Origin of the sequence: Sphingopyxis panaciterrae, from assembly GCF_011762125.1 — a bacterium.
GTDB lineage: Bacteria > Pseudomonadota > Alphaproteobacteria > Sphingomonadales > Sphingomonadaceae > Sphingopyxis > Sphingopyxis panaciterrae.
On sequence record NZ_JAASQN010000006.1, the window covers coordinates 259,851 to 273,969 of the forward strand.

Annotated in this window: 14 protein-coding genes; 6 read left to right on the forward strand and 8 right to left on the reverse strand. The window is 65.1% G+C overall.

Annotation, left to right across the window (positions count from 1 at the left end; genetic code table 11):
- Positions 1 to 35: 35 nt before the first annotated feature.
- Positions 36 to 2,198: a TonB-dependent siderophore receptor gene (locus FHR22_RS19210; protein ID WP_166945285.1), complete on the reverse strand. Its 2,163-nt coding sequence runs from the start codon at positions 2,196 to 2,198 to the stop codon at positions 36 to 38.
- 258 nt (positions 2,199 to 2,456) lie between these two features.
- Between FHR22_RS19210 and FHR22_RS19215 the strand changes: the two genes are divergently transcribed.
- Positions 2,457 to 3,026, forward strand: coding sequence for a TetR/AcrR family transcriptional regulator (locus FHR22_RS19215; protein WP_208417806.1), 570 nt, complete (start codon positions 2,457 to 2,459; stop codon positions 3,024 to 3,026).
- Positions 3,027 to 3,090: 64 nt separating this feature from the next.
- Here FHR22_RS19215 and FHR22_RS19220 read toward each other — a convergent pair whose 3' ends face one another.
- The gene (locus tag FHR22_RS19220; protein WP_166945287.1) at positions 3,091 to 3,651 is read right to left on the reverse strand and encodes a DUF4402 domain-containing protein; all 561 of its coding nucleotides are present in this window, start codon (positions 3,649 to 3,651) and stop codon (positions 3,091 to 3,093) included.
- A gap of 113 nt (positions 3,652 to 3,764) precedes the next feature.
- On the opposite strand from FHR22_RS19220, the gene FHR22_RS19225 reads away from it, so the two are divergent.
- The 3 genes from FHR22_RS19225 to FHR22_RS19235 all read left to right on the forward strand — a co-directional run bounded on the left by FHR22_RS19225 (position 3,765) and on the right by FHR22_RS19235 (position 6,845).
- Positions 3,765 to 4,688 carry an ABC transporter ATP-binding protein gene (locus FHR22_RS19225; protein WP_166945288.1) on the forward strand — a complete coding sequence of 308 codons (924 nt, stop codon included), beginning with the start codon at positions 3,765 to 3,767 and terminating at the stop codon, positions 4,686 to 4,688.
- Positions 4,689 to 4,813: 125 nt separating this feature from the next.
- The gene (gene nadB / locus FHR22_RS19230) at positions 4,814 to 6,403 is read left to right on the forward strand and encodes an L-aspartate oxidase (protein WP_166945289.1); all 1,590 of its coding nucleotides are present in this window, start codon (positions 4,814 to 4,816) and stop codon (positions 6,401 to 6,403) included.
- Positions 6,404 to 6,461: 58 nt separating this feature from the next.
- Positions 6,462 to 6,845, forward strand: a complete 384-nt coding sequence (locus tag FHR22_RS19235; protein WP_166945290.1) for a GxxExxY protein — start codon at positions 6,462 to 6,464, stop codon at positions 6,843 to 6,845.
- A gap of 50 nt (positions 6,846 to 6,895) precedes the next feature.
- Here FHR22_RS19235 and FHR22_RS19240 read toward each other — a convergent pair whose 3' ends face one another.
- From FHR22_RS19240 to FHR22_RS19250, 3 genes are read right to left on the reverse strand one after another with little or no spacing between them, the layout of a single operon-like run.
- Entirely contained in the window at positions 6,896 to 7,141 is a 246-nt protein-coding gene (locus FHR22_RS19240; protein ID WP_166945291.1) for a GlsB/YeaQ/YmgE family stress response membrane protein, read from the reverse strand.
- Entirely contained in the window at positions 7,138 to 8,343 is a 1,206-nt protein-coding gene (locus FHR22_RS19245) for a M20 metallopeptidase family protein (protein WP_166945292.1), read from the reverse strand. The genes FHR22_RS19240 and FHR22_RS19245 overlap by 4 nt, the downstream gene beginning before the upstream one ends.
- Positions 8,324 to 9,283 carry an acyl-CoA desaturase gene (locus tag FHR22_RS19250; protein ID WP_208417807.1) on the reverse strand — a complete coding sequence of 320 codons (960 nt, stop codon included), beginning with the start codon at positions 9,281 to 9,283 and terminating at the stop codon, positions 8,324 to 8,326. Before FHR22_RS19250 ends, FHR22_RS19245 begins: the two co-directional genes overlap by 20 nt.
- Before the next feature lie 70 nt (positions 9,284 to 9,353).
- On the opposite strand from FHR22_RS19250, the gene FHR22_RS19255 reads away from it, so the two are divergent.
- On the forward strand, positions 9,354 to 9,689 hold the full coding sequence (locus tag FHR22_RS19255; RefSeq protein ID WP_243853862.1) for a metalloregulator ArsR/SmtB family transcription factor: 336 nt from the start codon (positions 9,354 to 9,356) through the stop codon (positions 9,687 to 9,689).
- Here FHR22_RS19255 and FHR22_RS19260 read toward each other — a convergent pair.
- Positions 9,686 to 10,861, reverse strand: coding sequence for an acyl-CoA dehydrogenase family protein (locus tag FHR22_RS19260; protein WP_166945293.1), 1,176 nt, complete (start codon positions 10,859 to 10,861; stop codon positions 9,686 to 9,688). The genes FHR22_RS19255 and FHR22_RS19260 overlap by 4 nt on opposite strands.
- A 127-nt stretch (positions 10,862 to 10,988) precedes the next feature.
- Between FHR22_RS19260 and FHR22_RS19265 the strand changes: the two genes are divergently transcribed.
- Positions 10,989 to 12,260 carry a dipeptidase gene (locus FHR22_RS19265; protein WP_166945294.1) on the forward strand — a complete coding sequence of 424 codons (1,272 nt, stop codon included), beginning with the start codon at positions 10,989 to 10,991 and terminating at the stop codon, positions 12,258 to 12,260.
- An 84-nt stretch (positions 12,261 to 12,344) separates the two neighbouring features.
- Here the strand turns inward: FHR22_RS19265 and FHR22_RS19270 are convergent, their stop codons facing one another.
- A complete protein-coding gene (locus FHR22_RS19270) occupies positions 12,345 to 12,749 on the reverse strand; it encodes a DoxX family protein (RefSeq protein WP_279588438.1) in 405 nt (134 codons plus the stop codon).
- Positions 12,746 to 14,038, reverse strand: coding sequence for an FAD-dependent oxidoreductase (locus FHR22_RS19275; RefSeq protein WP_166945295.1), 1,293 nt, complete (start codon positions 14,036 to 14,038; stop codon positions 12,746 to 12,748). Before FHR22_RS19275 ends, FHR22_RS19270 begins: the two co-directional genes overlap by 4 nt.
- Positions 14,039 to 14,119: the final 81 nt, after the last annotated feature.

Here is a 14,119-nt window from a genome sequence, read left to right on the forward strand (position 1 = left end):
AAGTTTCCTTCGCGGCCCATGATGCTGACGATGCTTTAAAAACGCTTGGTCGCCGTGGCGACGATCTGCCGGCTCTGGGCGAAGAAACACCCGACCGGCCCGTTACAGCGGCCTGCATAGCGCTTATCGAAGATATTGCTGCCGTTGATTGCAAGCCGCCAGCCCGGGATGTCGTAATGCAGCGTCGCGTCGAACAAGGTCACCGCGGGGCTGGTGTAGAGAATGGCGGGAATGGTCGACGGGGTCACGCCCGGGCTGCTGCTGAGATAGCGCACCCCGGCGCCGCCGCCGAAGCCGGCCAGCGCGCCGGTATCCTGCGTGTAATCGACGAACAGCGACGCCTTGTGGCGCGGCGTGGCTTCGAGCCGTGCGCCGACCTCGGGCGGGAAATCGCTGCGCGTGATCTTGGCGTCGGTAAAGCTGTAGGACGCGTTGACGCTCAGCTTCTGGTAGAAACGGCCGACGAATTCGGCCTCGAAACCCTTGGACACGATCCGTCCCGTCTGGATGTCGAAAAAGACGGCGTTCGGATCGGTCAGCAGCGGATTGTCCTGCACGATCCGGAACAGGGCGGCGGTGGCGAAGAGCTTTACGTCATCGCCCAAGTTGCGCGCGTCATATTTGACACCCGCTTCCCATTGCTTGCCCGTGCTCGGCACGAAGGGCGTTCCCCCGATGGTCGAACCGACATTGGTCAGGAAAGAGGTCGAATAGCTGACATAGGGGGCGACGCCCGCTTCGGTCACATAGGTGGCGCCGACACGCCAGGTGAACTTGTCCTGATTGGTCTGGGTGACCGGCGTGGTCAGGTAGCGCGTGACCCTGGACCAGTCCTGCCGCCCCGACAGCGTCAGGATGAAATTGTCGATCTTCATCTGGTCCTGCGCATAAAGGCCATATTGCTTCAGCCGGACGTCGGTAAACGCACCCAGCGCCGGCGCGGTGATCGGCGCCGTGCTGTAAACCGGATCGAACAGGTCGATATCGGTCGCGCCGGCGAAGGCGAAGGCCGACTGCTCGCGATAGTTGCGATAGTCGAAGCCGACGAGCACGCGATGCTCGATTGCACCGGTCGCGAAATTGGCATCGAAGCGGTTGTCGACCGCGAATTGCTGGGTATCGTCGGCGAACGGGAAGTTCGAGCGCGAAACGGTGCGATTGTCCGCGGCGAGGCCCGACGCGTAGATGATCTGCTGATATTCGCTATAGTCGGTCCAGCGAAGATTTTGCGTGAAGCTGAGCGCGCTCGAAAAACGGTGCGTCAGTTCATAACCCGCACCCCATTGTTCGCGACGATAGAAATTATAATCGGGCTCGCCAAGATTGATGCCGCGGCGGACCTTGCCGACGGGATTGTCGAACAACACGCCATTCGCGGGCAGGAAGCCATTGGTGTCGCCTTCGACCCGGTCCCACTGATAATAGCCGAGCGCGGTCAGCTTCGTATCGGGTCCGATCTCGAACGTCACGGCCGGAGCGACATAGGCGCGCCGTGCGGTGACGAAGTCGGTCTGCCCGTCGCGGTCGCGATAAAGGCCGGTCAGCCGGGCGCTGATGCCGTTGGTCAACTCGCCGGTGACGGTGCCCGCGACCTGCTTGAAATCGTCGGTGCCATATTTGACCTGAATCTCGCCCCCCGTCCGGGTGGAGGGGCGGCGGCTGGTCAGATTATAGATGCCACCCGGGGGGGTGCTGCCATAAAGCGTGCTCGCCGACCCCTTGAGGATATCGATCGCGTCGAAGCCGTAGAGGTCGATGCCGACGTTGTCGATCGTGTCGCTGACCGGCGCCTGCATGCCGTCGATATATTGGACGGGCACGAAACCGCGCACGCGCAAAAAGTCGAAGCGCAGGTCCGGCCCGTAATTTTCGCCCGCGACACCCGCGGTGTAACGCACCGCCTGCTGAACATCGACGAAGTTCAAAAGGTCGATCTGGTCGCGCGAGATCACCGACACCGACTGCGGCGTTTCGATCAGCGGCGCGGTCGTCTTGCTCGCAGTGATCGCGCCCGAGGGAACGAAGCGGCGCGCGGTGACGATGATCGCGCCATCGTCCTGCTTGACTGCCTCGACGCCGCCATCGGCTTCGACCGCCTCGGGAGAGACCGCATCCTGCGCGTGGGCCGCAACCGGCAAGGTCGCGGCGCCCGCCATCAGCAGGGCGATGACGCGAATGGCGGATGAGCAACGGCGCATGAAAACCCCCTGAATTTTCCGAATTTGGTCGCCCGCCCCGTATAGCGATTGAGAATGATTTGCAATAAGCGACCGCAGCACAATTCCATCATATGGGCCATTAATCCTATCAATCGGGCCATGGCGCGCGCGATTAATCGGATGATGTAGCCGATTTGTCACAACCGGAGCCCTGTTCGGCGCCGGCAAAACCGCCTAGCGTCGGCGGCGATGGAAAACAGGCGCCGCGGCAAAATCCGGACCAATGATCCCGAAGGGATGCGCGCGCGCATCCTCGATGCCGCCGCCGAGCTGTTCCAGGCGCGCGGCTATCACGACACGTCGGTGCAGGATGTAAAGCGGCTGGCGGGAGTGTCGAGCGGCGCCTTCCACCATCATTTCGAATCGAAGAAGGCGCTCGGTCTCGCGGTTGTGCACGAGCGCGTGACGGGCGCGCTGCGCGCCGCATGGCTGGACCCCGTCCTCGCCGCGCCGACCGCTGCCGACGGGGTGCGCGAAGCGATGCGCGCGATCGGCGGCGAGCTGGGCGAACAGGGGTTCGTCCGCGGTTGCCCGGTCAACAATCTCGCGGTCGAACTCGCCTTTTCCGATGCGGATTTCCGCGATGCGTTGCGGGCGATCTTCGCCGGCTGGCAGGACAGCATCGCCGCGCGCCTCGCCGCCGGACCGATGCCGCCGGCCTTTGCCGGCGCCGCACCCGCCGACCTCGCCCGCTTCATCGTCGCGGCTTATTCGGGGGCGATGACGATGGCAAAGACCGAACAGTCGCCGGCGCCGCTCGATGCGACGACGGCGATATTGGTGCGGTTGCTCATGCCCGCCAAATGACGGCACCGGCGCGCGCCTCTTCAGACGCGAGTGGTCCCCGGTTCCGTCCTCCCCACAAGCGGAATCAGAGATAATTCAGGGTGATCGTGAAGGTCCCGCTGTAATCGCCCGGCGTCTGGTTGGCGCCGACCTCGAGCGTCGCGCCGACCGGGAAATTATAGTTGCCGAGCGCGCTATCGATCCGGAAGCGCGTCGGCGAGGTCGAAAGGATCGCGGTCGGCGTCGACCCGATCTCGAAATCGCGCACGCGCATCCGCGTGCCGAGGCCGGTGATCCAGATCGTGCTCGATCCCAGCGAGATATTGACTTGGCGCTGCGGCGTGCCGAGCCCGGCGAAACGCGCGGGTTCGCCGCCGCCGCCCGCCAGCGTCACGCCGCCGGTCTTCGTGCGTGACCCATCGGGATAGAGACGCACGGTTCCCGCGCTGCCCGATGCGATGATATCGCCGAAGTCGAGGTCATTGGCTTTGAAAAAGGAGAGCGGGCGAAGCACGATCGCTTCGGCCTCGCTCTGCGCGCTGTTCTGCGCCAGCGCCGGCGAAGCCGCGGCGGGCGCGATCAGCAGCGCAATGGCGATCAGGCCGCGCTGCGCAGGCAGCGGGCATAATATGTGCCTGGTCCTCACCCCTCCCCCTCTAGCGGCCACCTTCCAATTTAGCGTTAACGCGGCGCTGACCAGAAAATCAGGTCCGAGAAGAAGGCTTTCGCAGGTCAGGGCGCGCGGCTATGGAAGCCGCCATGAGTGAAGCCGCCATCCGCATCGACGCCGTCTCGAAAACCTATGCCGGCGGCAAGCGGGCGCTCGACAATGTCAGCTTCGACGTGCCGCGCGGGCAGATCTTCGGGCTGCTGGGGCCGAACGGCGCGGGCAAGTCGACGCTGATCAACATTCTCGCCGGGCTGGTCAACAAGACGAGCGGCTCGGCAAGCATCTGGGGCTTCGACATCGACGCCGATCCCAGGAACGCCAAATATTCGATCGGCATCGTGCCGCAGGAAATCGTCTTCGATCCCTTCTTCACCCCGTTCGAGACGCTCGAGAATCAGGCCGGCCTCTATGGCGTGCCCAAGCACAAGCGGATTTCGGATGAGTTGCTCGCCGCGGTGCATCTGTCGGACAAGCGCGATGCCTATGCGCGCACGCTGTCGGGCGGGATGAAGCGCCGGCTGCTGGTGGCGAAGGCGATGGTCCATTCGCCGCCGATCATCGTGCTCGACGAGCCGACCGCGGGGGTCGATATCGAACTGCGTCAGCAGCTCTGGTCCTACGTCCAGTCGCTCAACGATCGCGGCGTCACCGTGGTGCTGACGACGCATTATCTGGAAGAGGCCGAGGAGCTGTGCGACCGGATCGCGATCATCAACCACGGCCGGCTGATCGCGAACAAGCCGACGCGCGAGCTGCTCGACATGGCGCGCGAGAAGATCGTCGTGGTGACCCTCGATCAGGAAATCACTGACCTGCCGACGCACCCTGCCTTCGACAAGGTCGAACGCGAGGGAACACGCGGGCTCGCGATCAGCTACAACAAGGATCGCATGAACGCGGGCGAAGTGCTCGCGGCGGTGAACGCGATGGGCCACGGCATCGTCGACGTTTCGACCCGCGAAGCCGATCTGGAAGATGTGTTCCTGAATTTGACGCGGGCGGCGAATGGATAACGCATAGCTATTTGCCGTTCGGTCCGGGGCCGGATCCGGGATTGCCGAAGCCCTGCCCTTTCTTTAGCGGTCAAGAAATACGGTCCTTCGACAAGCTCAGGACGAACGGATGAGAGGGAAGGGCCATGGCCGAACCGACTAGCCAGCACGACGTCATCATCGTCGGCTCCGGCGCCGCGGGCCTCACCGCCGCGATCGCGCTCGCCGATCATTGCCGCGTGCTCGTGCTCGCGAAAGGTGAGCTGACCGGCGGGTCGACCGCCTGGGCGCAGGGCGGCATCGCCGCGGTGCTCGATGCCGGCGACACGTTCGAAAATCATATCGAGGATACGATGGTCGCGGGCGCCGGGCTCAACCGGCGCGAGACGGTCGAGTTCGTCGTCGAAAACGCCCCGCATGCGATTCTGCGGCTGATCGAGATGGGCGTGCCGTTCAACAAGGAAGCCGAGGCGCTCCACCTGACGCGCGAGGGAGGCCATTCGCACCGCCGCATCGTGCATGTCGACGACGCGACCGGCTGGGCGGTGCAGGCGGCGCTATTGAAGACCGCCGAGGCGCATCGGAACATCACCCTGCTGCCCGGGCAGGCATGCATCGACCTGATCACCGGCCGCCACGAAGCGCGCTATTCGGGGTCGGGACGCGTCTGGGGCGTCTATGCGCTCGATGAAAAGACGGGCAAGGTCCACGCGCATGTCGGCCGCGCGACGATCCTTGCGAGCGGCGGGGCGGGACGCGTCTACCAATTTTCGACCGCGCCGCGCGGCGCGACCGGCGACGGCATCGCGATGGCGTGGCGCGCGGGGGCGCGGGTATCGAACATGGAAATGATGCAGTTCCACCCGACCTGCCTCTATAATCTCGACGTCAAGAATTTCCTGATCACCGAAGCGGTGCGCGGCGAGGGCGGCATCTTGAAGCACCCGGTTACCGGGCACCGCTATATGCCCGATTATGACGCGCGCGCCGAACTCGCACCGCGCGATGTCGTGGCGCGCGCGAACGACGATCAGATCAAGCGGTCGGGGCTCGACTATGTCCATCTCGACATCAGCGACAAGGACCCCGATTTCGTCGCCGGGCATTTCCCGAACATCTATGAAAAGCTGCTGACGCTCGGCATCGATATGACCAAGGGGCCGATTCCGGTGGTGCCCGCGCAGCATTATACCTGCGGCGGGGTGCTGATCGACCTCGACGGACGTACTGACCTGCCCGGCCTCTATGCGGCGGGCGAATGCACCGAAAGCGGGCTCCACGGCGCGAACCGCCTCGCCTCCAATTCGCTGCTCGAATGCTTTGTTTTCGGCGAGGCGGCGGCGAAGGATATCATCGCGCGCTGGGACGAACTCGACACCCCGCCCGCGATCCGCCCGTGGGACGAAAGCCGCGTCACCGATTCGGACGAAGAGGTGGTGATCAAGCAGAACTGGACCGAAATCCGCCGCTTCATGTGGAATTATGTCGGCATCGTGCGGACGACCAAGCGCCTTGAGCGCGCGCGGCATCGCATCGACATGATGACGCACGAAGTCGGCGACTATTACGGCCATTTCCGCGTGACCACCGACCTGATCGAACTTCGCAACCTGCTGCAATGCGCCGAGCTGATCGTGCGCAGCGCGCTCCACCGCAAGGAAAGCCGCGGGCTGCACTATACGCTCGATTACCCCGAATTGCTGCCGCAAGCTGTCGATACGGTGCTGGTGCCGTGAGGGTGATTTAGGAAAACCTCACGCAAAGGCGCGAAGGCGCAAAGAAGGGGACGCCGCGGTGAATATCGAAGACATTGCGCGCATCACCGTCGATTGCGGATTTCATCTTCACAAGAATCTCGGTCCGGGTTTGCTCGAATCGGTCTATGAAGCCGTCATGGCTGACCAGCTGGCGCGGCGCGGACTATATGTCCAACGGCAAGCACCTATCGCGATCCACTATGATGGTATCGAGTTGCCAGAAGGCTTTCGAGCCGACTTGCTCGTCGAAGGGGCGTTGCTGATCGAACTGAAATCCGTGGAACGGCTTTCGCCGCTTCACGGCAAACAAGTCCTGACCTATCTTCGACTGCTTGATCTGCCCTTGGGCCTGCTGATCAATTTCGGCGGCGAAACATTTAAAGAAGGCGTCAAGCGCATCGTCAACAATCACCAAAATTGACTTCGCATCTTCTTTTTGCGCCTTTGCGCCTTTGCGTGAGATAATCCTCCTTATCCGCCAACACCCAGCAGCCGCCCGACGAGGATCAGCACGATCGCACCGATCACCGAGGCGAGACAGCCTGCGCGGTGAAAGTCGCCGCGGCCGCGCGAGGTGGCGAGGCCGGCGAGCAACGACCCGCCGATGCCGAGCAGGATCGTCGCGACCCATCCCATCTCGACCGCACCCGGATAGAAGAAACGCGCCAGCGCGCCGATGATCAAGCCCGAAATGATCGCTCCGATGATGTTGATCATGCGTTGAACCCCTCGTTCAAAAACCGTTCGGCCAGCGCCGCATGCAGCGCCGCACCGCGCGCCATCACGCTTTCATCGAGCACCATATGGTTGCTGTGCAGCCCGCAGCACTGGCGCCAGTCGCTCCCCGCCTCGCTCGCGCCGAGCCAGAACATCGCGCCGGGGACTTTTTCGAGGACGTAGGAGAAATCCTCGGCGCCCATCACCGGATTGTCCATCGTCAGCCACGCCGCCTCGCCGAAGGTCGCCTCGACCACCTCCTGACCAAAGGCGACCGCGCGGGCGTCGCAAATGGTGACCGGAAAGCCCTCGTCGATCGTCACGTCGGCGGCGCAGCCATGCGCCTCGGCGATCGCGGGGGCGAGACGTTTCAGTTCGCGCGCCACCATGGCCCGCCGTTCGGGCGACAGCGTGCGGATGGTACCGAGCATCTCGGCCGTTTCGGGAATGATGTTGTTCGTCGTTCCCGCCGCGATCTTGGCGATGGTGACGACCGCGGGGTCGAATACCGAAATGCGGCGCGTCACCATCGTCTGGATCGCGGTGACGATCGCGCAGGCCACCGGGATCGGATCGATGCTGTCGTGCGGCATCGATGCATGGCCGCCCGCGCCCTTGACGGTAATCGACAGTACGTCGGACGAGGCGAGCAGCGGCCCCGCGCGCCCGGCAAAGATGCCGTGCGGCGCGTTGGGCATGATGTGGAGCGCAAAGGCCGCGTCGGGCAGCGGATCGATGATGCCGTCATCGAGCATGAAGCGCGCACCATGATGGCCTTCCTCGCCCGGCTGGAACATGAACATCACGGTCCCGGGCAGCCGGTCGCGGGCGGCGCACAGCAGCTTCGCCGCGCCGACGAGCATCGCGACATGCGTGTCATGCCCGCACGCGTGCATCGCGCCCGCCGTCTCGGAGGAGAAGTCGAGCCCGGTATCCTCGAGCAACGGCAGCGCATCCATGTCGCCGCGCAGCAGCACCGTGCGGCCATTGGCGGGCCCGCGCAAAATGGCAATCAGGCCCGTGGTCGACGGCCCCTCGCGAAATTCGAGCGGCAGACCGGCGAGCGCATCCTTGATCTTCGCAAGCGTCTTGGGATTCTGCAGCCCCAATTCGGGCTCGCGGTGGATGGCCCGGCGGAGATCGACGAGGTCGTCGAGGAGGGTTTCGGCCGCGGCGGGCCAGCTATGTGATGGCGTGTCCATGCGGCAATTGTGCCGTGAAGCCGGGCCCGTGTCGAGGGACCTCGGAGAGGCCATCGCGCAGACCCATGGTTTCGGGCGTGCGGACATTCCGGATCAGGCCGAGCCGCTCGCATAAGCGGATGAACGCGTAGCCCCAGTCACTCTGCCCGGGATGCAGCCCGATGCGCGCCGACCCCGGATAGGCGTGATGATTATTGTGCCACGCCTCACCCATCGTCGGGATTGCCGCCCAGGGCACATCAAAGGCCTGCACGCCATGGGCATCGACTGTCCAATGCTGGGGACCCCGATTGTGCGCGAGATGGCCGACAAGCCAGTGACCGTGGTTGGCGATCGCGACCCGCGCGGCGACACCCCAGATGACCCAGCTCCAGCCACCGATGGCGAAGAACAGGAAAGCGACGGGGAGTTGCTGCCAGCGCCACGTCGCTTCGAGCCAGCGATAGAAGGGATCGGTTTCGAGTTCGCTCAAATCAAAGCGCGGCGGATGATCGAGGTCGAGCCGGCAATAGATTTGCCACCAGGCGTCGCGGAGGATGTGCGTCTTGTGCGCAAGAAAGGGGTGACAATCGGCCTGCCGCTGCGCCCAGTCGCGCGTGTCGTGCGCGCGAATGATGCCATAAGGACCGGCCATGCCGACGAAGGCGCCGAACCAGACGAGCACGCGGGCAAGCCAGCGCGGGGCGGCGAAGCTGCCATGGATCATCATGCGGTGATAACCGACGCTGTGCCCGAGGAGCAGCGCTGCGCCGGTCGTGACGAAGAAGAGCAGGATTGCCGAGGGTGTGACGAAGAAGGGGCCGGCGGCGAGCGCGGTCGCTGCCATGCCGCCATTCCAGATTATGCTTGGCGCGTCGGGGCGCACGCGGCCCTTGCGTGGGTCGGGGCCGACCTCTTCGATCAGGAAGTTGACGGCATGGGGATCATGGTTGCTTCGCATCGCCCGGCTCCTGGAAGAAAGAATATAAGTAATTACTTAAATAAATTATTTCTTGTCAAGGGGGCTGGCAATGCCCATTTCGGGACTTATGGAACGGGTTTTTCAGGCATTGGCATCGACGCCGCGGCGCAAGATTCTCGCTTATCTTGCGCATGCGGAGCTGAGTGCGGGCGACATCGCGGCGCGTTTCGAGATGAGCAAGCCGGCGGTGTCGCAGCATCTTTCGGTGCTGGAAAATGCCGGGCTGATCGTGAGCGAGAAACGCGGCCAGTTCGTTTTTTACCGTTTGATCCCCGACACGTTGACCAACGTGCTCAACGGCTATGCGCAGGAGGTCTGCCCGGTGTCGCGGCCATTAAAAGCCGAATCGCGCGTGCTGGCGGAACAGCAGCGCGAAGAAGGCTAGCGCTTCCCCCCGAATAACTGCCGCCCCGCCAGATCGAGCAGGATTTCCTCGCTGCCGCCGCCGATCGCATTGACGCGAACCTCGCGGTAGATGCGTTCGACCTTGCTGCCGGTGATATAGGATGCACCGCCCAGCACCTGCGCCGCCTCGCGTGCGACGGCCTCCAGCATCCGAGTCGCCTGCACCTTCAGCATCGCGAAGTCGGCGGAGCGGTCGCGGCCCTCCTTCACCTGCCACGCGCAGAGGTCGACCCACGCCTGCGTCGCTTCGATCTGGCGTTCCATGTCGGCGAGCTTGATGCGGATCGACTGGTGGCCGACGAGCGGGCGCCCGAAGGTTTCGCGCTGCTGTGCCCATTCGGCCGCCTCGGCCATCGCAACGCGGGCGTAAGCGCAGCAGCCCATCGCCATGCCGAGCCGCTCGGAATTGAAATTGCGCATGATGCCGATGAAGCCGGCGTTCTCTGCCCCGATCAGATTTTCGGCGGGGACGCGCACGTCGCCGAAATGGATCGCCGCCGTATCGCTGCACCGCCAGCCCATCTTGTCGAGCCGCGTGCGCTCGACCCCGGGGCTGTCCATATCGATGAGCAGCAGCGAGATGCCCGCCGCGCCCGGCCCGCCGGTGCGCACCGCGCAGGTCAGCCAGTCGGCGCGCATGCCGCTGGTGATGAACATCTTGCCGCCGTTGACGATATAATCGTCGCCGTCGCGCACCGCGGTGGTCTTGAGGTTCGCGACGTCGCTGCCGCCCCCCGCCTCGGTGATGCCGAGCGCGATGATCTTGTCGCCCGCGAGCACCGGCGGCGCGACGCGCTGTTTGAGTTCGTCCGCGCCGAGCGCGAGGATCGGCGGCAGGCCGATGCCGTGCGTCATCAGCGACGCGCCGAGCCCGCCCGCGCCGACCGCGGCGAGTTCCTCGGTGACGACCAGGCTGTGGAATGGGTCGAAGCCTTCCGAATGGCCGCCATATTGCTCGGGATAGCGAAGGCCCAATATCCCCGCTTCCGCCGCCTTCTTGTGCAGTTCGCGCGGCAATTCACCCTCGGCCTCCCAGCGGTCGATGTGCGGCGCGATCTCGCGCGTCACGAAGCGGCGGACGCTGTCGGCCAGCGCCGCGTGCGTGTCGTCATAATAGGGCGAGCGGGCGCGCCAGTCGTCGAAAGCGGTCATGACGGGAGGCTGTGCGGCGCACGGCGCGACGTCAAGAGCCGCGGCTACGAGCCGCAGGGAAATTCGTGCGCGCTGCCATAAAATCTAGGGCTCGATTTCCTCGTGCGCTGCCTTATGGTCGCGCGCCATGAACAAGCCCCAACTGCTCGCCGGCCTGGCCGCTTTCGCCCTCCTGTCCACCCCCGCCGCGGCGCAGACCGCGCCCGAAGCGGTCGCCGAAGCGGCGCTCAAGCGCGCGCCGGTGTTCGACGGGCATAATGACGTGCCGTGGGCGCTGCGCGAGCGCGTCGGCAATGTGATCAACGGCTTCGATTTCCAGGATACGACGGACACCGCCAAGCCCGACGCGACGCCGCCGGTACCGATGATGCACACCGACCTCGCGCGCCTGCGCAAAGGCCATGTCGGGGCGCAATTCTGGTCGGTCTATGTCCCCTCGAACGACGATGAATCCGAAGCGGTGCAGCAGACGATCGAGCAGATCGACGTCATGAAGCGGCTCGTCGCGCGCTATCCGAACAATCTCGTCCTCGTTGCCAACGCAACCGAACTCGAAAAGGCGATGAAGGCCGGCAAGGTCGCGGGCATGCTGGGCATGGAGGGGGGCCAGTCGATCGGCTCGTCGCTCGCGGTACTCCGCCAGATGCGCGAACTCGGCGCACGCTACATGACACTGACCCACGGCAAGAACACGCCGTGGGGCGACAGCGCGACCGACGCGCCGCTCCACGACGGGCTCACCGACTTCGGCCGCCAGGTCGTGCGCGAAATGAACCGCATCGGCATGATCGTCGACCTCAGCCATGTCAGCGAAGCGACGATGAAGGACGCGCTCGAAACGACGAAAGCCCCGGTGATGTTCAGCCATTCGGGGGTGCGCGCCGTCAACGACCATCCGCGCAACGTGCCCGACAGCGTGCTGCCCGCGGTCAAGGCCAATGGCGGCGTAATCATGGTCGTCCTCTACGCCAGCTTCGTCGACCCCGCCGCGCGTGAGCACGGCCTCGCCCGCACCGCGCAGAAGGCGCGGCTCGACGCGCAATATATGGGCAATCCCGCCGCCGCCGAGGCGGGGCTCAAGGCCTGGGACGCGGCAAACCCGGCGCCGAAAACGCCGATCGCCAAGGCCGCCGATCATATCGACCATATCCGCAAGACGATCGGCATCGATCATATCGGGATCGGCGGCGATTATGACGGGATGGACGCCGCCCCCGTCGGCATGGAGGATGTGACCGGCTATCCGGCGCTGTTCACCGAACTCGCGAAGCGCGGTTACAGCCAGGCCGATCTCGAAAAAATCGCCAGCGGCAACATGCTGCGCGTGCTGAAGGCGGTCGAGGCCTATGCCAGCGCGCATGCCGGCGATCCGCCGGGCGAAACGCCGGTGGCGAAGTAAGACGCTGTCATTGCGAGCGAAGCGAAGCAATCCAGAGCGCGCGTCAACTGCCCCGGATTGCTTCGCTTCGCTCGCAATGACGGACTAGCTTTGCCGTCTTCCGAACGGCCAATCGACCGCGCCGCTTGCCCATAGCGCCCACCAGATGATCAGCGGCTGCGCCGCGAGCCGCGGGCCGTGATACCACCAGCCCAGCGTCTCGCCGCCGATCGCGATATGGGCGAGCGCATGATGGAAATTCGCCGGCCATACGCACAATGCATAAAACGCAAGCCCCCAGCCCGCCACCTTGCGGGTCGCGGGAAGCATCAGCCCGGCCGCCCCGGCCAGTTCGGCGACGCCCGTCGCCGCGATGACGAGTTCGGGCTCCGGCACCCATGGCGGGATGATCGCAAGGAAGGGCGCGGGGCGAGCGAGGTGCAGACAGCCCGCCGCCGCATAGGCGATTACGAGCAGCCAGCGCAGCGCCGTACGCGAGGCTGCGTTCAACGCCCGATGGCTTCGAGCATCGCCTCGACGCTGACGAATTTCTCGCGCGGATTGCCATCGAGCGCCGCGGCGATCTCGGCCGCCTCGATCCGCCGCCAGTCGCGGAAGGTCACTGGGGTGACGCCGCGGCTCGCGAGCAGCGCGTCGAGCCCGGGACGCCCCGCCTTGCCGCCGCCGCGCCCGATATCGTCCAGCACCATCTCGCCGATCCGTGCCCCGTCGGGCTTGTTGGTGCCGATCGTCCCCGACGGCCCGCGCCGCGCCCAGCCGACGCAGTAAAGCCCCGGCAGGATACGCCCGTCGTCGTTGGCGAAGCGGCCGCGCCCATGCTCGTATGGCACCCCGGGAATCGGCGGCGTCTGATAGCCGATGCAGCTGATCACCAGCCCCGCGTCGATCGCATAGGTTTCGCCGGTGCCGTGACTGCGCAGGTCGCTGTCGAGCGTCGTCCGCTCGACGATGATCCGCTGCGCCCGCCCCTCCCCCTCGATCGCGATCGGCATGGCGAAGAAATCGAAATCGATCGTTACCGGCTTCGCGACCGGATTGGCGGCAAAGCTGCGCAAATGGGTGACCGACTTGCGCATCCCCGGCTCGAGCAGCGCATCGTCGCCCTCGGGCGGCAGGTCGGCGGGGTCGACACGCGGGCTGGCGCGGTCGAGATGGCCAAGCTCGCCCAGCTCCTTCGGCGTCATTGCGATCTGGTGCGGGCCGCGGCGGCCGAGGATGTGGATGTGCCGCACCCCGCTTCCCCCCAGCGCCTCGCGCGCGTGCGCGACGATGTCGCTGCCGCCGAATTCGGACGGCGTCTTGGCGAGGATGCGCGCGACGTCGAGCGCCACATTGCCGTTGCCGATCACCGCAACCCCGGCGGCGTCCAGCGCCGGGTTCAGCCCGGCGAAATCGGGATGGCCGTTATACCAGCCGACGAACGCCGCGCTGCCGATCACCCCGGGCAGGTCGGCGCCGGGGATATCGAGCGGCCGGTCGTTCGGCGCGCCGGTGGCCAGCACGACCGCATCATAGAGGTCGACCAGTTCGTCGATCGTCACGTCGCTGCCGACCGAAACATGGCCGACGAAACGGACATTGTCGGCCAGCGCGACGCCTTCGTAGCGGCGCGATACGGCCTTGATCGACTGGTGATCGGGGGCGACGCCGGTGCGAATCAGACCATAGGGGACGGGCAGCCGATCGATCACGTCGACCGCGATATCGCCGGCCTTCTGCAATGTTTCGGCGGTATAATAGCCCGCGGGACCCGACCCGACGATCGCGACATGACGCATCAGCCCACTCCTTCGGGGTATCCGCGTGGACCGCGGTCCCTCATCTTGTTATACCGCGATGCTAGCGGCGAAATGCGGCAG